The organism is Promicromonospora noduliphila (genome assembly GCF_056951025.1).
Genome location: NZ_CM167806.1, coordinates 4,124,949 through 4,143,057 on the forward strand (window position 1 = coordinate 4,124,949; position 18,109 = coordinate 4,143,057).

At 72.8% G+C, this 18,109-nt stretch carries 17 protein-coding genes; 11 read left to right on the forward strand and 6 right to left on the reverse strand.

The genetic code is table 11. The annotated features are described in order from the left end of the window. Window positions 1-3 precede the first annotated feature (3 nt). The 3 genes from AC0QU1_RS18085 to AC0QU1_RS18095 all read right to left on the reverse strand — a co-directional run bounded on the left by AC0QU1_RS18085 (window position 4) and on the right by AC0QU1_RS18095 (window position 3,324). On the reverse strand, window positions 4-915 hold the full coding sequence (locus AC0QU1_RS18085; protein WP_483571265.1) for a carbohydrate ABC transporter permease: 912 nt from the start codon (window positions 913-915) through the stop codon (window positions 4-6). Beyond that, window positions 912-2,213, reverse strand: coding sequence for an ABC transporter substrate-binding protein (locus AC0QU1_RS18090; protein WP_483571267.1), 1,302 nt, complete (start codon window positions 2,211-2,213; stop codon window positions 912-914). Before AC0QU1_RS18090 ends, AC0QU1_RS18085 begins: the two co-directional genes overlap by 4 nt. A gap of 184 nt (window positions 2,214-2,397) precedes the next feature. Next, a complete protein-coding gene (locus AC0QU1_RS18095) occupies window positions 2,398-3,324 on the reverse strand; it encodes an ROK family protein (RefSeq protein ID WP_483571269.1) in 927 nt (308 codons plus the stop codon). Between the two features lie 137 nt (window positions 3,325-3,461). On the opposite strand from AC0QU1_RS18095, the gene AC0QU1_RS18100 reads away from it, so the two are divergent. From AC0QU1_RS18100 to AC0QU1_RS18110, 3 genes are all read left to right on the forward strand, one after another. After that, window positions 3,462-5,222 (forward strand): class I mannose-6-phosphate isomerase, encoded by a 1,761-nt coding sequence (locus tag AC0QU1_RS18100; protein ID WP_483571271.1) that lies wholly within the window; start codon window positions 3,462-3,464, stop codon window positions 5,220-5,222. A gap of 2 nt (window positions 5,223-5,224) precedes the next feature. Beyond that, on the forward strand, window positions 5,225-6,541 hold the full coding sequence (gene manA / locus AC0QU1_RS18105) for a mannose-6-phosphate isomerase, class I (protein WP_483571273.1): 1,317 nt from the start codon (window positions 5,225-5,227) through the stop codon (window positions 6,539-6,541). A gap of 155 nt (window positions 6,542-6,696) precedes the next feature. After that, window positions 6,697-6,894, forward strand: coding sequence for a hypothetical protein (locus AC0QU1_RS18110; protein WP_483571275.1), 198 nt, complete (start codon window positions 6,697-6,699; stop codon window positions 6,892-6,894). A gap of 12 nt (window positions 6,895-6,906) precedes the next feature. On the opposite strand, the gene AC0QU1_RS18115 is transcribed toward AC0QU1_RS18110, so the two are convergent. Continuing rightward, window positions 6,907-7,251, reverse strand: a complete 345-nt coding sequence (locus AC0QU1_RS18115; protein ID WP_483571277.1) for a hypothetical protein — start codon at window positions 7,249-7,251, stop codon at window positions 6,907-6,909. 52 nt (window positions 7,252-7,303) lie between these two features. Next, window positions 7,304-8,290, reverse strand: coding sequence for a LacI family DNA-binding transcriptional regulator (locus AC0QU1_RS18120; protein ID WP_483571279.1), 987 nt, complete (start codon window positions 8,288-8,290; stop codon window positions 7,304-7,306). Between the two features lie 353 nt (window positions 8,291-8,643). On the opposite strand from AC0QU1_RS18120, the gene AC0QU1_RS18125 reads away from it, so the two are divergent. The 6 genes from AC0QU1_RS18125 to AC0QU1_RS18150 all read left to right on the forward strand — a co-directional run bounded on the left by AC0QU1_RS18125 (window position 8,644) and on the right by AC0QU1_RS18150 (window position 14,201). Continuing rightward, window positions 8,644-9,210 (forward strand): TetR/AcrR family transcriptional regulator, encoded by a 567-nt coding sequence (locus tag AC0QU1_RS18125; protein WP_483571281.1) that lies wholly within the window; start codon window positions 8,644-8,646, stop codon window positions 9,208-9,210. Then, the gene (locus tag AC0QU1_RS18130; protein WP_483571283.1) at window positions 9,207-9,959 is read left to right on the forward strand and encodes an ABC transporter ATP-binding protein; all 753 of its coding nucleotides are present in this window, start codon (window positions 9,207-9,209) and stop codon (window positions 9,957-9,959) included. The genes AC0QU1_RS18125 and AC0QU1_RS18130 overlap by 4 nt, the downstream gene beginning before the upstream one ends. Next, the gene (locus AC0QU1_RS18135) at window positions 9,956-10,747 is read left to right on the forward strand and encodes an ABC transporter permease (protein ID WP_483571285.1); all 792 of its coding nucleotides are present in this window, start codon (window positions 9,956-9,958) and stop codon (window positions 10,745-10,747) included. Before AC0QU1_RS18130 ends, AC0QU1_RS18135 begins: the two co-directional genes overlap by 4 nt. Before the next feature lie 179 nt (window positions 10,748-10,926). Then, window positions 10,927-12,243, forward strand: coding sequence for a cytochrome P450 family protein (locus tag AC0QU1_RS18140; protein WP_483571287.1), 1,317 nt, complete (start codon window positions 10,927-10,929; stop codon window positions 12,241-12,243). Window positions 12,244-12,293: 50 nt separating this feature from the next. Then, complete coding sequence (locus AC0QU1_RS18145) at window positions 12,294-13,523, forward strand: sulfotransferase family protein (protein WP_483571289.1); 1,230 nt, start codon at window positions 12,294-12,296, stop codon at window positions 13,521-13,523. Window positions 13,524-13,760: 237 nt separating this feature from the next. Next, complete coding sequence (locus AC0QU1_RS18150; protein ID WP_483616262.1) at window positions 13,761-14,201, forward strand: SDR family NAD(P)-dependent oxidoreductase; 441 nt, start codon at window positions 13,761-13,763, stop codon at window positions 14,199-14,201. Between the two features lie 102 nt (window positions 14,202-14,303). Here AC0QU1_RS18150 and AC0QU1_RS18155 read toward each other — a convergent pair whose 3' ends face one another. Beyond that, window positions 14,304-14,957, reverse strand: a complete 654-nt coding sequence (locus tag AC0QU1_RS18155; RefSeq protein WP_483571291.1) for a FadR/GntR family transcriptional regulator — start codon at window positions 14,955-14,957, stop codon at window positions 14,304-14,306. Window positions 14,958-15,124: 167 nt separating this feature from the next. Here AC0QU1_RS18155 and AC0QU1_RS18160 point away from each other — a divergent pair, with 167 nt between their 5' ends. Together AC0QU1_RS18160 and AC0QU1_RS18165 are read left to right on the forward strand one after the other, a co-directional pair. Continuing rightward, window positions 15,125-16,465 carry an MFS transporter gene (locus AC0QU1_RS18160; protein WP_483571293.1) on the forward strand — a complete coding sequence of 447 codons (1,341 nt, stop codon included), beginning with the start codon at window positions 15,125-15,127 and terminating at the stop codon, window positions 16,463-16,465. Between the two features lie 108 nt (window positions 16,466-16,573). Beyond that, on the forward strand, window positions 16,574-18,091 hold the full coding sequence (locus AC0QU1_RS18165; RefSeq protein ID WP_483571295.1) for an aldehyde dehydrogenase: 1,518 nt from the start codon (window positions 16,574-16,576) through the stop codon (window positions 18,089-18,091). Window positions 18,092-18,109: the final 18 nt, after the last annotated feature.

The following is an 18,109-nucleotide window of genomic DNA, read 5'->3' on the forward strand; positions in this document are numbered from 1 at the left end:
CCTTCAGTCGTCGGCGCGGAGCTGGCGCCGCAGGTAGATCCACGAGGCGGCGAGCACGATCACGGTGAGGACGACGGCGACGGCGGCACCGTAGCCGTAGCGGCTCAGCGTGAAGGTCTGCCGGTACATCGTCAGGGCGAGCGTCTCGGACGCGGTGCCCGGCCCGCCGCGGGTGAGCAGCCAGACGATGTCGAACGTCTTGAGGCTCGCCACCAGCGAGATGCCCACCACGACGATGGTGATCGGCCGGAGCTGGGGCAGCACGACGCTGCGCAGCAGGCGGAACCCGCCGGCGCCGTCCAGCCGGCCCGCCTCGATGGTGTCGGTGGGGATCGCCTGCAGGCCGACGAGGAAGAGGATCATGTTGGCGCCGGTCGCCTGCCAGGTCGTGGCGAGGATCATCACGATCGTGTTGGTCGGCCACTCGAGCAGCCACGGCTGCGCCAGCGCCGACAGGCCGAGCAGGTCGAGGATCGCGTTCACACCGCCGTCGGTCTGGAGCATGAAGTTCCACAGGATCGCGGTGACGGCCCCGGAGAGCGCGTAGGGCAGCACGACGGCGAACCGGGCGAACCGCCCCCAGCCCGTGCCGTTCGTCGCGACGGCGATGAGCAGCCCGAGCAGCACGGGCAGCAGGAGGGTGCCGACGGTCCAGATCCCCGTGTTGACCAGCGACTGGAGGAACGTCTCGTCGGTGACGAGCGCCGCGTAGTTGTCGAGCCCGACCCAGCTCCGGGACAGGCCGTCGTCGCTGAAGAAGCTCCGGTACACCGTGAAGAGGAAGGGCACGATGAGCAGGGCACCGACGAGGACGACGGCGGGAGCGACGAAGAGCAGCGGGTAGCCGCGCGCCGCCCCTGAGGTGTCCCGCGTGGCCTTCCTGGCGGGCGTGGCCTTGCTGGCGAGGACCGTCACAGCGACCACATCTCCCACTCGACCTCGGCGCGCTCCTGCATGCGCCGCAGCGTCGTCCGCGCCGCCGAGTCCGACGGGCCGGCCATGAACGCGCCGAGGTCCTGGACGTTCCCCTCGATGAGCGCGGGCGGGGACGCCTCCCAGTAGCGGGTGGCCAGGACCGGCGAGACCTGCTCCACCTGCCGCGCCAGTTCCCGGACCGGCTGGACCGGCGGCAGCGCGGCGGGGTTCGCCGACAGGTCGTTGAGGAAGTCGACCCATTCCTGCTGGGCCGCTGTGCTGAGCCAGGCGCCGGCCACCGTCAGCGCCTCGGACCTCTTGTGGGCGTTGGCGGCCACGGCGAGCGCGCCGCTCTCGGTGACGACCGCCGCCGGCGCGGAGGGATTCACGGCGGGCAGGAGGAACAGGCCGAAGACGTCCTCGGCGAGACCCGCCTGCACGTAGGCGTTCGCCTGCCAGGTCCCGTAGAGGTTCATCCCCAGCGACCCGTCGGCGAGTCGTCCGGGGGCTTCCGTGACCGTGAAGTCCGGCGGCGTGAACAGCTCCCTGGCGTACAGGTCCGCCCAGATCGCCATGGCCTCCTGCGCGGTGTCGTCGGTGTAGGAGGCCTCGCCCTCGGTCAGCGCCACGTAGAAGTCGGGGTCCAGCCCGTTCAGGAGCTGCTGGAACCAGATCAGCGACTCCCAGGTGGTGGCGCCGCCGCTCCCGATCGGCACCACCCCGTCGTCGCGCAGCGCTTCGGCGGCCGCGATGAAGTCGTCCCAGGTCTGCGGCACGGTCAGGCCGAGACGCCGGAAGGCCGGCTTGCTGTAGAAGACCGCGTAGTAGGACTGGTACAGCGGGATGGCGTACAGGCGGCCGTCGTGGCTGAAGCTGTCCCGGGCCGACGGCGAGACCCACCCCCTGCGCTCCGCGTCGTCCCAGACCGTCGACAGGTCGGCGAAGATGCCGGCGCGCGCCACGTCCTTGAGGCGGTAGCCGTTCCACCACTTGACCAGGTCGGTCGTCGAGTCCGTGCGCGCGGACATGCGCACGAGCTGCTGGTAGCCGCTCACGTCGGGCACCGCGCGCACTGAGACCCCGTGGCCGGTCCGGGACCGGAGCACCTCGCCGATGCTCTCGAACCCCGGCGCCCACGTGGGGTTGTCGTTGACGAGCGTCACGTCCGCGCCGGACGCCGCGCGGGTCAGGGTGCCGCGCGCGCACGACGACAGGACGGCGGCGGCGCCGAGCCCCGCCCCCAGGCGCAGGACCGTTCGCCGGTCGACCGTCGCGCGGGACAGCGTCTTCGCTGACATACGGACCTCCTGGTCTCGTCGCTGGCTCCTGCGCCAGCAAGCACGTTGTTCGGCATGGTATCGATACCAGCATCGCGGGCGCAAGGCCGCTCTGCATGCGGTGCCTTATCTGTGGCGTTTCCAGCGCCGATCGGCCGCTGTTCCGGGCCTCCGAGGGCCCAGATCACGCCGCGACCTGTTATCGCTACCGCAGATCGCCGTCCGGACGCCCTGCCGAGGCCGCCGCATCCGAGCCGACCACCGCGCCCAGCAGGCTCGCCACCTCCCGCGGCAACGCTCCCGCGAACAGGGCCGGCGGCGTCGCCGTCGCCGCGGCGAGCGCCTCGCGCAGCGGCGGGAAGAGCAGATCCGCGGACGCGACCATGGAGCCGCCGACGACGAGCCGCTCCGCGGCGAAGGCGTCGAGCCAGGGCGCCAGGGCACCGGCCAGGGCGCGCATGCCGCGGTCCAGCGTCCGTGCCGCGACCGCCTCGCCCGACCGGGCCCGCTCCGCGATGTCGGCGACGTCCGCGTCCCGCCCGGTCGCGGCCCGGTAGGCCAGCCGCAGGGCGCGCCGCGAGACGACGTCCTCCAGCGGCAGCCCGCCGACGCGGAGCAGGTGGACGTTCCCGTCCGTGGGCACGCGGGGGCCCGTCGTGACGCAGCGGCCGCCGTCGACGAACGCCGAGCCGACCCCGGTGCCGAGCGTGACCGCCGCGATCCGGCCGGCGCCTGCCCCGGCGCCGGCCACCCATTCGCCCAGGCCGAAGGCCTCGGCGTCGTTGACGAAGCGCACCGCGCCGGGCGGCAGGCCGCAGCGCGCGGCGAGCTCGCCGCGCACGTCGAGGTCCCGGAGCGCGCGGAACTTGTCGACGCCGCGGAAGTCTCCGATGCCGCGCCGGTAGTCGAAGGGGCCGGGGATGGCGACGGCCACCCCGCCGCCCGCCGTCGTCCCGGACGCGCGAACCAGACCGACGCAGCGGGCGACGGTGTCGAGGATCTCCCCCGCCGGCGCGCCCGAGTCGAGCGGCACGCGGTGCTCGTCGCGCACGTGCCAGGCCGCGTCCACGACCGCTGCCGTCACGTGCGTCCCGCCGACGTCGACGGCGGTACGGAGCCCTCGTGACGTCATCGTCTCCCCTTCCCGGCGGCCGACGTCGCCCGCCCGTCACCGACCTGGACGACCCACCATCGATGATGACATAGTCTTGGTATCGATACCAAGATCGGGCGAGAGCCCTGGTTCGTCTGACCCGCAGAGAGGGCCACATGCGCATTCCTCCATCGGCCGCACCGCACCGCTACGACAAGGCGCCCACGATCCGTGTGCCCGGGACGCACCGGGCCTGGCGCGGCGGCGCGGTGTGGGCGGCGCTGGCCGACCACGCCGGGGGCGGGACCATAGTGATCGACACCTACCCCGCGAGCGACGTCGATGCGTACGTCAAGGAGATCGAGCAGGCCCTGCCGGCCGCGATGGTGGTCGACGTCGAGCGCGAGGCCGCGCGCAGCCCCGAGGACATCGAGGCCCTGATCGGCGACAACCTGACCGACGACCGCGTGTTCGGCATCCTGTCGCACCGCACCCTCGACGAGCTCTACGACCCGGACCGCCTGCGCCAGGTCGCCCGCCGGGTCGCCGAGGCGGACGAGCAGGTGGTCCTCGTCGGGTGGGGCGCGTCGCTCGTCCCCATGCCCGCCGCCACGCTCGTGCTCGCCGACCTCGCGCGCTGGGAGATCCAGCAGCGCTACCGGGCGGGCCTGGCGAACTGGCGCGCCGCCAACGAGTCGGACGACCCGCTGCGCAAGTTCAAGCGCGGGTACTTCGTCGAGTGGCGGCTCGCCGACCAGCACAAGCGGCGGCTCTTCGACCGGATCGACTTCCTGCTGGACGCCAACGGCTCGGTGGGCGACGCCAAGCTCGTCACCGGCGACGCGTTCCGCGCCGGGCTCGCCGCGACGACCGCGCGCCCGTTCCGCGTCGTGCCGTTCTTCGACCCCGGCGTCTGGGGCGGTCAGTGGATGAAGGACGTGTGCGACCTGGACCCCGCGCAGGAGAACTACGCCTGGTGCTTCGACTGCGTACCGGAGGAGAACAGCCTGCTGCTCGCCGTCGGCGAGGAGGTCGTGGAGATCCCCGCCCTGGACGCGGTGCTGGCCCGGCCGGCGGAACTCCTAGGCGAGCGGACGTTCGCGCGGTTCGGCGCCGAGTTCCCGATCCGGTTCGACTTCCTCGACACCATGGAGGGCGGCAACCTCTCCCTCCAGGTGCACCCCCTGACGGACTACATCCAGCGCACCTTCGGCATGCACTACACCCAGGACGAGAGCTACTACCTGCTCGACGCCGACGACGACGCCGTCGTCTACCTGGGGCTCAGGACCGGGGCCGACCGCGACGCGATGGCCGCCGACCTGCGGCGCGCGCAGTCGGGTGAGGCGCCCTTCCCCGCTGAGCGGTACGTCAACGCGTTCCCCGCGAAGAAGCACGACCACTTCCTCATCCCCGCCGGGACGGTGCACTGCTCCGGCGCGAACGCCATGGTGCTGGAGATCTCGGCCACCCCCTACATCTTCACGTTCAAGATGTGGGACTGGGGCCGCGTCGGGCTCGACGGCGTGCCGCGGCCGATCCACCTGGACCATGCCCTCGCCAACGTCCAGTGGGACCGGGACACCGAGTGGACCGCCGAGCACCTCGTGGACCGCGTCGAGGTCGTGGCGGAGGGCGACGGCTGGCGCGAGGAACGCACCGGGCTGCACGAGCTCGAGTTCATCGAGGTGCGCCGGCACTGGTTCACCGGCCCCGTGGACCACCACACCAGGGGCACGGTCAACGTGCTCAACCTGGTCGAGGGATCCGAGGCCGTCGTCGAGAGCCCGGACGGCGCGTTCGAGCCGTTCGTCGTCCACTACGCCGAGACGTTCATCGTCCCGGCGGCCGTGGGCGCCTACCGCATCCGCCCGCTGGGCGAAGAGCCGCGGCACGCCACGGTCAAGGCCTACGTCCGCGGCACCGAGGCGGGCTAGCGGTGCTCCTGCCGATCACCAACACCCCGCGCGACTACCCGTGGGGATCGCGGACGGCGATCGCCGAGCTCACCGGACGCGCGCCCAGCGGCCGCCCCGAGGCCGAGCTCTGGCTCGGGGCCCACCCCCTCGGCCCGAGCGTCGTCGTCGACCCGTCGACGGCCGACGGCCACGCGACGCTCGACGCGTGGATCACCACCCGTCCCGAGCGTGCGCTCGGGACGGCCCGCACGTCGGACGAGCTGCCCTTCCTGATGAAGATCGTGGCGGCCGAGACGCCGCTGTCGATCCAGACGCACCCGGACGCCGCACAGGCCCGCCGGGGATTCGACGAGGAGAACCGGCGCCACATCCCCCTGACGAGCCCCGCCCGCGTGTACAAGGACCGCCGGCACAAGCCCGAGCTGGCGTTCGCCCTGAGCGACACGTTCGAGGCGCTCATCGGGTTCCGCGCGGTCGGGCCGACCAGACGCCTGGTCGCGGAGCTCGCGCGGAACTCCCGGCGGCCGGATCTGCCTGGGCGCGATCGGCTCGGCGACCTCGTGCGCCCGCTGGACGCCGCCGTCGAGCCGGAGCCGGTGCTCCGCCACCTGGTCGGCCAGTTCCTCCTCGGTGGCCAGGCCGCGCGCGAGCTGGCCGCGTTCGTGGCGGCCGCCGCCGGGAACGCGCCCCGCGGGGGCGCCTTCGACCCGGAGCTGGACACCCTCGTCGAGCTCGCGGCCCACCGGCCAGGCGACCCGGGCCTCCTCGTCGCGCTGCTCCTGAACCGCGTGACGCTCCGCGCCGGGCAGGCGGTCTACGTCCCGCCCGGCACCCTGCACGCCTATCTGCGGGGGACGGCGATCGAGGTCATGGCCGCGTCGGACAACGTGGTGCGGGGCGGGCTGACCGACAAGCACGTCGACGTGCACGAGCTGCAGCGCCTGACGACGTTCCGGGCGGCTCCTGCGCGGATCCTCGCCCCGGAGCGTCCCTCGCCGGGGACGGAGTTCTTCGCGCCCGACCTGCCGGACTTCACCCTGACCGTCATCACGGTGCCGGCTTTGTCCACGGCCGACGACGCGGCCGGCCCGCGAGGCATCGGCCTTACCGGACCTGCCATCGCGTTCGCACTGGAGGGGGAGGTGGCCGTCGCCGGGGAGCACCAGTCCACCGTGCTGTCCGCGGGCGAGTCGCTGTTCATCACGCCCGACGAGCGCACGCTGACGTTCACCGGCGCGGGCAGGATCGCACTGGCCGGCACCCGCCTCCGCCGCTCGTCGGCCTCACCGGGAGCCGCTCGGTCGACGGCGTCCGCCACCTCGCCGCTCACCACGTGAGCCCTTCCCGCGCTAGGTGCGACACGGCAGCACCAGACCGAGGTCGGTACACCAGCGCTCTACGGCGTCTGGGTGCGAGCGCTTCCGGGGCGCCGTAGCGTCGAGGGGACAGCCGCACGCGGCGTGCGGCCGCCGTCGTCACCGGAGGGAGCAGCATGAGCGAGAGCGAGGCCGACCGGAACGACGCCGGTCCGGACGACGAGACCCGGCACCGGCCGAAGGTCATACCGGCGCCGGACGACGAGGCCCCGGACGAGCTGGCGAAGCACCCGGCGGACGAGAGGGCGATCCCCGGCGAGCACCCCGAGGACAACCCCGACAAGGAGGGCGAGGAGCGGTTCGACGCGGGCTGAGCCGAGTAGCGGTCAGCGCCAGTCGTCGGCGATCGGGAGCAGGGACGAGATGTCGTCCCCCGGCTCCCGCCGGACGCGCGGGGCGTCCGCCAGCCAGTCCAGCACCGCGGCTCGCGCCGTCAGCTCGTCGGCGGAGAACTCGGTCTCCCCGATCCGCCCGTCGGCCCACGGTGTCCACGCCCACACCGGCGTCGTGGGGCCGGCGAGCAGGTCTTCCATCATGAGGCGGCGGCTGCCGCCGGCAACGAGCATGGCACCGACGAACCGGTCGTAGTTGCGCACCGTGACGAGGTCCACGGCGCCCGCGTCGAGCTGCTCAGCCGCGGTAGTGCTCAGGATTTCCTTGGCGGAAGGCATGTGACACTCCTTGGGGTTCGAGGTGGTAGGCATGACCGGATGTCAGTGGTGCTCAGCTCGTGTCCCGGACGACGAGGCGGTGCGACAGCGCCACGGAGCGGGCCACCTCGGTGACCTCTCCGGCGAGCCGTTCCACCAGAAGCCGCGCGCACGCCCGCCCGATCTCGCGCGCAGGGTTCTCGACGGTCGTCAGTGGCGGGTCGACCAGGGACGCCGCGTCGATGTCGTCGTAACCGGTCACCGCCACGTCGTCCGGCACCCGCAGCGCACGCGCCCGGGTCACGTCCAGGACGCCGATCGCTATCAGGTCGTTGGCCGCGGCGATGGCGTCCGGCGGATCCGCACGATCGAGCAGCAGCGCGGCGGCGCTGCGGCCGCCCTCGCGCGTGAAGTCGGCGAAGAGCACGTCGTCGTCCCGCACCGGGATGCCGGACGCCGCCAGCGCGGCCCGGTACCCCTCCAGGCGCTGGCGGGTGGGGATCGCGGACTCCGCGCCGCCTATGAATGCGATCCGCCGACGGCCCCGCTCGACCAGGTGCGACACCACCTCACGAAAGCCGCCGACGTCGTCGGTGTGCACGAAGTCCCCGCCGCCGGGCGGCATTTGCCCGAGGCCGACGAACGGGACACCCGCCGCGCGCAGGGCGCCAAGGCTGGGCTCGTCGAGCCCGAACTGCGCGACGACCATCGCGTCCACCCGGCGGGACAACAACCGGTAGATGGTGACGGCTGAGCGGTCCGGCGCGTTGGAGTCGGTGACGGTCAGCATGATGTCGCGGGGCACGAGCACGTCCTGCATGCCGTCCGCGACCAGGGGGTAGAACGGGTTCGCGAGGTTCGGCACGACCAGGGCGATCACCCCCGTCCGCCCGCTGCGCATCTGCACGGCGCCGGGGTGGGACCGGTAGCCGAGGTCCGCGATGGCCGCCCGGACGCGGGCCTGGGTCGCCGCCGCGACAGGCCGGTTGCCCGTGACCACCTGCGAGACGGTGGACACGCTCACGCCGGCCGCCTGGGCCACGTCGCGGATTCCGACCATCACACATCCCCCGGTAGATCCTTGTGCGCACCCCCGACGCGCAAAAGGTTTTGCAGTATCCTCCTCCATCAGGCGCTGTGATGCAAGACACAAGCGCGATTACCTGCGTAAACATCTGAGCTTCGCGGGCACTCCTGTGCCCATCGGTGCAAAACGTTGAGTTCCGGAAGCGGCGCCGGCGACAAGGTGACGGTCGCGCCGCTGGTGGTCGGCGCGCCGAGCACCGTCCGGACCAGGTGAGCCGGTAGCACCCCGCCGTCGGGCCGGCGTCCGCTGGGGGACGCCGGCCCGACGCTTGCGTCTCGCCAATCCGTCGCTTGCCCCGCGCTAATGTTAGTGACTAACATTAGCGCGTGGTCACCCCAAGAGCCCTGCGCACCCGGGCCCGCATCCTCGACGCGGCGCTCGACCTCTTCGAGCGCCAGGGCTACGCCGCCACCACGGTGAACCAGATCGCGGACGCCGCAGGGGTCACCCCGATGACCTTCTTCCGGCACTTCCCCACCAAGGACGCGGTGCTGGTCACCGACCCCTACGACCCGCTCATCGCCGAGGCGGTCGGCGCGCAGTCGGCCCACCTCCCGCCGCTGGAACGCACCCGGCTCGGCCTGCTGGCCGCGCTCGGCCAGATCACGCCCACCGAGGACGCGACGGCCCGGCGCCGGGTGGCCCTGGTCGCGGGCACGCCCGCGCTGCGCGCCGCCGTCGTCATGGGCACCGAGGCCACGCAGGAGGCGATCGTCGAACGGCTCGTGGCCGACGGCGCCGAGCGGCTGGACGCCGCCATCGCGGCCTCCGCCTGCCTGGCCGCCACGACGGCCGCCCTGCTGGCCTGGGCCACCGAGCCGGACGACGTCACGCTCGCCCAGCTCGTGCGCCGCGCGCTGGCGCAGCTCGCCCCGGGCGGAGCCGCACCATGACCCGGCCCGCCCTCGTGCTCGACGCCGTCTCCCACACGTTCGGCGGCCGGGTCGCCCTCGACCGGCTCACGCTGATGGTCCAGCCCGGTCACGTTACCGCGCTGGTCGGGCTCAACGGCGCGGGCAAGACGACGGCGCTGCGCGCCCTGGTCGGGCGGCTGCGCCCGGCCCACGGCACGGCGCACGTCCTGGGCCACGACCCGGCCGTGCTGCCCGGCCACGCCGCGGCGCGGTTCGGCCACGTCGTGGACGCACCGCTCGTCTACCCGGAGCTGACCGTCACCGAGAACCTGTACTGCGCCGCCCGGCTGCACGGGCAGCCCCGGCGCACCGCCACCCGGACGGCGCACGCGGCGACCGCCCGGCTGGGGCTCGAGCCGTGGCGGCACGCACGCGCCCGGACGCTCTCGGCGGGCAACCGCCAGCGCCTGGGCATCGCGTGCGCGACGCTGCACGGGCCGGCCGCCCTCGTGCTCGACGAACCCACCAGCGCCCTGGACCCGCAGGGCATCGTCCTGGTGCGCGGCCTGATCCACGACCTGGCCCACGACGGCGCGGCGGTGCTCGTCTCGAGCCACCACCTGGACGAGGTGTCCCGCATCGCCGACGAGATCGTCGTGCTCCACGCCGGCCGCGACGTCGGCCACCTGGAGCCCGGCGGCACCGACCTGGAGCAGCGGTTCTTCGCCATGGTGCTCGACGCCGACACCGGCACGGCGCACGGCTCCAGGACCGGGAGCCCGACATGACGCCGTCCGCCGCGCTGGCCGCGGCCCTGGCCGTCGAGACCCGCAAGCTCCGCCGCTCGGTGGTCGCACGGCTGGCCACCACGCTGCTGGCGGTGCTCGTGCCGCTGGCCGGCGTGGGCATGGTGGCGCTGGCCCGGTCCCCCCAAGCAGCCGGGCCGACGGCGGCCAAGCTCGCCGACTACGCCACCGGCGACCCGGCCACCACGCACCTCGTGGTCTGCGCCCAGGTCCTGTCGGTCGCCGCGCTGGCAGCGGGCGGGTTCTTCGTCGCGTGGTCCTTCGGCCGGGAGCTGGAGAACGGGACCGCCGGCGCGCTCTTCGGGCTCGCCGTCCCGCGCGGCACGGTCGCCCTGGCCAAGTCCCTGGTCGCCCTGGCCTGGATCGCGGCGTGCGTCGTGCTGACCGTGGCCCTGACGGTCACGGCCTCCGCGGCAGTGGTCGCGGGCTCCGGCACGCCGTTCGGCGCCTGGCGCGAGGCGGGGGCCGCGGTGCTGGCCGGGCTGCTGGGCGGCGGTCTGGCGCTGCCCTTCGCCTGGGTCGCGACCGTGACCCGCAGTCAGCTCGGCACCATCGGGGCCCTGGTCGGCGTCGTCGCGCTCACCCAGATCGTCGTGCTCCTCGGCGGCGGCCCCTGGTTCCCCTACGCCGCACCATCCCTGTGGACGGGTATGGGAGGCGCCGACGCCGCTGCCGCCGTCGGCCCCACGCACCTGCTGCTCGCGGCCGCCGTCGCCCCGCTCGCCGTCGTCGCCGTCGTGCGCGCGTGGCAGCGCCTGACCGACGTCTGAGACACACCGCCGCTCCGCGGGCGCGACCCGCTGGACGTCGCCCGGTACGAGGCCTGAGGCCCACCCGGGCCCGCCACGGCGAAGCCCGCCCGAAGGACGTACCTGGACACATCGACACATCTCCGGCAGAGTTCGACCGGAATCATACCGAGCCTGTACCCGACCCAGACGGGGACATGATGAGCAGTTCGACCACTACCGGAGACATCACCAGCACTGGCGACGCCGTCGGCAGCGATCCTGCCTCTCAGCCGTTGCGGCTCGACGCCCCGGCGACCGTCCCGACCGTCACCGACCTGACCACGGCGTCCGACACGGGCGCCGTCCACGCGCGCCTGCGCGAGGAGTGGGGCGACATCGCCCCCGTCGAGCTGGCGCCCGGCGCCCGGGCGTGGCTCGTGATGGACTACCGGACCATCGCCTCGATGGCCCGCGGCCAGTTCCCGCTCACGGCGACGACCGGAGCCTGGAGCGGGCACGAGCGCAAGGCGTGGTCCGCGGACTCGCCCCTGCTCGGGCCGCTGGCGTCGTCCCGCAGGCCGACGGTCGAGCAGGCGGACGGGAAGGCGCACGAACGGCTCCGCACTCCCCTCGACGAGGTGCTCGGCGTCACCGACGAGGTCGAGGTCGCCAGGACCACGCGCGCCCGGTGCGAGGAGCTGATCGACGGGTTCGCCGGAACCGGGGTGGCCGACCTGGTGCGCGAGTACGTGGCACCCATGCCGCACCTGACGCTCGGCACGTTCCTCGGGTTCGACGCCGGGACCGCGGAGCAGGTCTTCGAGATCGCCGCGCGCGGCACGGCCGGACGCGAGGCCGCCGCGGCCGTGCACGAGGTGAGCTTCCTGCTCACCGCGCAGACGGCGGCGCGCAGGCCGGACGGCGAGCCTACTCCCGCCGGCCGGCTCGCGCGGCACACCGCCTACGAGAGCACCGCGGAGGCGGCCCTCGGCCTGCTGTCCCTGACGTCCACCGCGGCGCTCGGCCTGCAGGCGTGGCTGACGCAGACGCTCTACCTCTCCCTGACCGACGACCGGTTCGCCAGGCGGCTCGCGGGCGGCCGCCTCGGGACCGACGAGGCGCTCGACGAGGTGCTGTGGACCGCGCCGCCGGTGAGCTCGCTGGCGCCGCGGATCGCCGTCGAGGACTTCCTGCTCGGCGACCGGCTCGTGCAGCGCGGGGACGCGGTGCTGCTCGCGGTCGGCGCGATCGGCTCGGACCCGGGCATCCGCGGCGAGGACCCGTGGGACGGGTCGGGCGGCAGTGCGCACCTCGCGTTCGGCGTCGGCGCCCACGCGTGCCCGGCGCCGCACCTGGCCCGGCTGATCGTCCGGACCGCCACCGAGACGCTGCACCGCCGGCTCGCGCCCACGATCGCCGTCCGGCCTGAGACGCTCCAGTGGGCCCCCGACGTGCGGTTCCGCCTGCTGCAGAAGCTGCCGGTCACCTTCCGGCCGGAGCAGGACTCCTCGCCGGAGACCGACTTCGTCCCGTGAACCCCACGGGCACCGCGCGACCCACCACGCCGATCATGAGAAGGGACATCGTGAGCACCACGACCCGAACCTCCAGGGTTCTCAACACCGTCTTCGCTCCCGCCATCCGAGGGCGCGACGATTCCGCGAGCGCCTGGGCCAAGGCCGTCGCGGAGGTCGAGAAGGACGCCGGCATCCAGGACCGCGAGCTCGCCGACGGCCTCGGCCGCGTGTTCGCGAGCATCACCGAGGAGCCCCGGCTGACGCCCCTGGGCTGGTTCTTCGCGCTCAACGTTGTCAAGGGCCGCTACGTCAACCGGCTGCGGATCAAGAAGCTGCTCGCCGAGCGCCCGGAGATCGCCGCGGAGCAGATCACCGACCCGGTGTTCGTGCTCGGGCTGCCGCGGACGGCGACCACCCTGACCCACAAGGTGCTCGCTGCGTCGCCCGACCACCGCGGGCCGCTCGCCTGGGAGATGTCCTACACGGGACTCGAGGACCCGGCCGTCGCCAAGCGGGAGATCCGGCGGTTCGACCAGAGCATCAGCATGGTCACGGGCCTGTTCGCGCCGGGGCTGAAGCACATCCACCCGATCCGTGCCGAGGATCCGGAGGAGTCGCTGGTGCTCATGCCGCACGGGACGTTCTGGCCGCTGTTCCACGGCAGCATGCACTCCTACCGCGACTGGTACGCGCAGCGCAGCGCGGCGGAGCTGGCCGGTGACTACGAGTGCCTGAAGCAGGGCCTGCAGGTGCTGCAGCACGGGCGGGAGCCCAAGCGGTGGATCCTCAAGTACCCCGCGCACCTGAACGACATGACGGTGATCAAGGAGGTGTTCCCGGACGCCACGTTCGTGTGGACGCACCGCGACCCGGCCACCGTCGTCGGCTCGGCGTGCAGCCTCGTGGAGACGCTGTGGGCGCCGTACCAGACGGACCCGGACCCGCTGGAGGTCGGGCGGCTCATCATGGACTCGATGGTGACGTGGGTGGACAACGCGCTGGAGGCGCGGCTCAGCCTGCCGCCGTCGTCCATCGTGGACGTGCCGTACCACGCGCTGAGCCACGACCCGCACACCGAGGTGCCGCGCCTGTACTCGGCGATCGGGGCGAGGTGGACGGAGAGCGACCAGGCGAAGCTCGACCAGGTGACCGCCCGGCCCGCTGGCACGCGCCCGCACCAGTACGACATGGCGCGCTACGGCCTGGAGCGGGCCGAGGTCGAGGAGGCCTTCGCGCCATACCTCCGGCTCCTGAACACCTTCGACGTCCTGGACGCGGAGCCAACAGCAGACCTGTGAGGCTGCCCTACTGGGTAGTGCCGTCGAGGTCGTGACTTGGCTGGCTAGTGACGTCGAGGTCGTGACTTGGCATCGAGATCGGTCCAGGCCTGTGCCGATCTCGATGCCAAGTCACGATCTCGCGCCCCTAGGACCGGCCCGCTCGACCGGTCGCCCGCCTCGGCGCGCTCGAACGGGCCGGAATCTTGGCGGAAAGCGACACCTGGCTTATAGCGCGGCCGCGGGCACATCATCCAGGTGTCCTCGATCGGCGGCGTCGTGGCGGTGCCCAACATGGGCGCCTACCACGCCTCGAAGTGGGCCACGGAAGCGCTCGGCGAGTCGCTCGCGGCCGAGGTCGCCCGGTTCGGCGTGCACGTCACGCTCGTCGAGCCCGGCGGGTACGGCACCGACTGGGCCGGGTCGTCGGCCCGCCGCAGCACCCCGCTGCCCGCGTACGACACGATGCGCGAGGAGATGGCGGCCCGGCGTGGCGCCTCCGTGCCGGGCGACCCGGCGGCCGCGGCGCAGGCGCTGCTGGAGATCGTCGACGCCGAGCAGCCGCCGCTGCGGGTTTTGTTCGGCTCGCTGTTCGGCATCCCCACCCAACAGCTCGCGCGCGGGGCCTACGAGCGCCGGCTGGCCGAGTGGACGGCGTGGGAGGACCTGTCCACCCGCGCCCAGGGCCAGACGGTCTAGCACCCCGGTCCCACTTCCGCCCCTCACGCGCCGCGGCACGGCGACGGCGCCGACGACGGCGGGCCGCTCCCCCGCGGCCCGCCGTCGTCGTCTGCCCGCGGCTCAGGCCGGCGGGTGGAGCAGGTTGGTGCGGACCGACTCGAGGTGGGCGATCATCGCGGCGCGGGCGGCTGTCGGGTCCCGGTCGGCGATCGCCGCCACTATCGCGTCGTGCTGCACCTCGTACGCCGCGCGGCGCTCGGGCGTCGCGTGGCGTCGCTTGCTGCTCCCCCAGACGGGGAGGTCGCGCGCGGCATTCATCGCGTCGAACATGTGGAGCAGCAGCCCGTTGTGCACGGACGCCGCGATGGCGCGGTGGAACGCGGCGTCCCAGCGCTCGAAGTCGTCGTAGGTCTCGGCCGCGTTGCCCCGGCGCATGCACATGATGATGTGCTCGAGGTCGGACGGCGTCGCGTTCTGCGCCGCGTGCACCACGACCTGCGGCTCGATCATGAGCCGGGTGTCCATGATCTCGGCGGGGCTGGTCATCAGCTCCCCGCTGCCGGCCGGCACATGGCCGTCCGCCAGAAAGGTGCCGCGGCCGACGTGCCGGACGACGCGCCCGTCACGTTCGAGCTTCGCGAGGGAACGCCGGACGGCGCTGCGGGGCACCTGGAGCGAGTCCGCGAGCGACCGTTCCGTCGGTAGCTGATCCCCCGGCGAGATGTCGCCGGCCGCGAGGGCACGCTCGACGTAGGCGATCACCGCATCACTCATGCTGCCACCCCTCACGTTGACCAATCTGAACCAATCATAGCCCACTTTGCCCCTTGACAGGGCTCAGACCGCGATAGACACTCAACCAATCGAGATCAATCCTGATCTTGGTTGCGATTGGTTCCGATGGGTACAGCAGTCTCGCCCCATGACTTCAAAGGAGAATCATGTCGACAACAACTCCGCAGCCCGGGGCGGCCGCCGTCGCCTCCGGCCGTGCGACCGCCCCGTCCGCCGCTGTGCGACGGCGGGTCGCCGTGGCGAGCACCGTGGGAACCGTCGTCGAGTTCTACGACTTCTTCATCTTCAGCACCGCGGCGGTGCTCGTGTTCAACGCGGTGTTCTTCGCGGGACTGGGCGGCGCGGCGGCGTTCCTGTCGTCGCTGGCCACCATCGGCGTCGCCTTCGCCGCGCGACCCTTCGGCTCGATCCTGTTCGGCCACTTCGGGGACCGCGTCGGCCGGAAGAAGACGCTGGTCACCTCGATGCTGCTGATGGGCTGCGCGACCGTCGCCGTAGGCCTCCTGCCCACGCCCGACGTGATCGGCATCGCCGCACCCGTGCTGCTCGTGGTGCTCCGCGTGCTCCAGGGGCTCGCGGTCGGCGGGGAATGGGCGGGGGCCCTTCTGCTGGCGACCGAGTACGCGCCCCAGGGACAGCGCGGGCGCTACGCGATGTTCCCCCAGCTCGGCCCGTCGCTCGGGCTCGCGCTCTCCACGACGACGTTCCTGCTGACCGGCCTGCTCATGACCGAGGAGCAGTTCGCGGTGTGGGGCTGGCGCCTCCCCTTCCTGCTCAGCGCGGTGCTTGTCGCGGTAGGGCTGTGGGTGCGGCTCTCGCTGGAGGAGACCCCCGCGTTCCGGAAGGTAGGGGTCAAGAGCCGCGTGCCGATCTTCGAGGTCGTCACCCGGCAGCCGCGCGAGCTCCTGCTCGCCGCAGGGGCGACGGTCGGCCTGCTGGCCTTCTTCGGGCTCAGCGCCACGATGCTCCTCAACTACGGGAGCGAGGTGCTCGGCCTGCCGCGCCCGTGGGTGCTCACCTCCAGCATCCTCGGCGGTGTCGTGTTCGCCCTGACGACGATCGCCGGCGGGCTGCTGTCCGACCGGGTGGGCCGGCGCCCGATCCTGCTGTGGAGCAACGTCCTGGCGGTCGGGGTGGCCCTTGCGCTGTTCCCGATCCTCGACGTCGCGACGGTGCCGATGTTCGCCCTGGGTCTCGCGCTCGCCTTCGCCGTCACCGGCCTGGCGTACGCGCCGCTGGGCGCCCAGCTCGCCGAGGTCTTCGCGACCCGCTACCGGTACACCGGCGCGGGCGTCGCCTACAACATCGGCGGCGTCGTCGGCGCGGCCCTCGCGCCCCTCGTCGGCGCCATGCTGCTCGACACCTGGGGCAGCTACCTCGTCGGCGTCCTGCTCGCCGCCTACTCGGCGACCTCCGTCGCCTGCATCGTCGCGCTCGGCGAGACCGGCCGGCTCCGGCTCGACCGGAAGGCCGACGCCGCGCACTGACGCCCACCTCGTCCACACGGCCGACGGCGACGCCGTCGACGCGCCGACCGACAACGGACAGCCAGCCACCAGCCACAGGAAGCACAGTCCCGAAAGGAAGCGGTCCACATGACCACGGAAACGCAGCACACGGAACCAGAGACCGGCTCGGAGAACCTGGAGAGGTTCGGCCTGTTCATCGACGGGCGCGTCGTCGACTCGTCGTCCGGCGAGACCTTCGAGTCCCTCAACCCCTACACCGGCCGGCCATGGGCCCAGGTGGCGGACGGCGGCCCCGCGGACATCGACCGCGCCGTCGCCTCCGCACGCCGGGCCTTCGACGACGGGTGGGGGCGGATGCCCGGGCACGAGCGCGCCGCCGTCCTGCGCAAGGTGGCCGACGGCCTCGCCGACAACATCGACTACCTGGCCCGGCTCGAGGTGCGCGACAACGGGAAGCTGCTGCGCGAGATGCGCGCCCAGATGGAGACGCTGCCCGAGTACTACCACTACTTCGCGGGTCTGGCGGACAAGATCGAGGGCCGTACCGTCCCGCAGCTCAAGCCGGGCAAGTACTTCGGCTTCACGGTGCGCGAGCCGCTGGGCGTCGTCGGCGCGATCACCCCGTGGAACTCGCCGCTCCTGCTCCTGACCTTCAAGCTGGCGCCGCTCCTCGCGGCGGGCAACACCTGCGTGGTCAAGCCGTCGGAGCACGCGCCGGCGTCCACCCTGGCGTTCGCGCGGGTGCTGTTCGAGGCCGGGCTGCCCGCCGGCGTGCTCAACGCCGTCGCCGGATGGAGCCGGAGCACGGGCGAGGCGCTCGCCGGCCACGCCGGCATCGACAAGGTCGCCTTCACGGGCTCGACCGCCACCGGCATCAAGGTCGCGCAGGCCGCCCTGCGGAACGTGAACCGGGCGACCCTCGAGCTCGGCGGAAAGAGCGCCCAGGTCGTCTTCCCCGACGCCGACCTCGACGCCGCGGCGAACGGCGTCGTCTCGGGCGTCTTCGCGGCGACCGGGCAGACCTGCATGGCCGGCTCCCGGCTGATCGTGCACGAGTCCGTGCACGACGAGCTCGTGACGCGCATCGCCAAGCGGGCCCGGTCCATCAAGCTCGGCGACCCGATGGACCCGGAGACGGAGATGGGACCGCTGGCAAACGCGCCGCAGTACGAGAAGGTGCTCGGCTACCTCCAGCAGGCCGAGGTGGAAGGCGGCCAGTTCGCCTGCGGCGGCGCGCCCGCCAGCGACCTCGGCTCCTACTTCGTGCAGCCCACGGTGATCACCGGCGTCACGCCGGAGGCGACGGTGGTGCAGGAGGAGATCTTCGGGCCCGTCCTGTCCGTCTATGCCTTCTCCGACGAGGACGAGGCGGTCCGGCTCGCCAACGACACCCGGTACGGGCTCGGCGGGTCGGTCTGGACCAAGGACGTCCACCGCGCGCACCGCGTGGCCGCGCAGGTCCGCGCGGGGTCGGTCTGGATCAACGACTACCGCGTGGTCGGCCCGGGCATGCCGTTCGGCGGGTTCAAGCAGAGCGGTGTGGGGCGCGAGAACGGCATGGAGGCGATCAACGACTACACCGAGTCGAAGTCGGTGTTCGTGGAGCTGACCGGCCAGACGCGCGACCCGTTCCGGATGGGCTGACCTGGTCTCTCGGAGCCC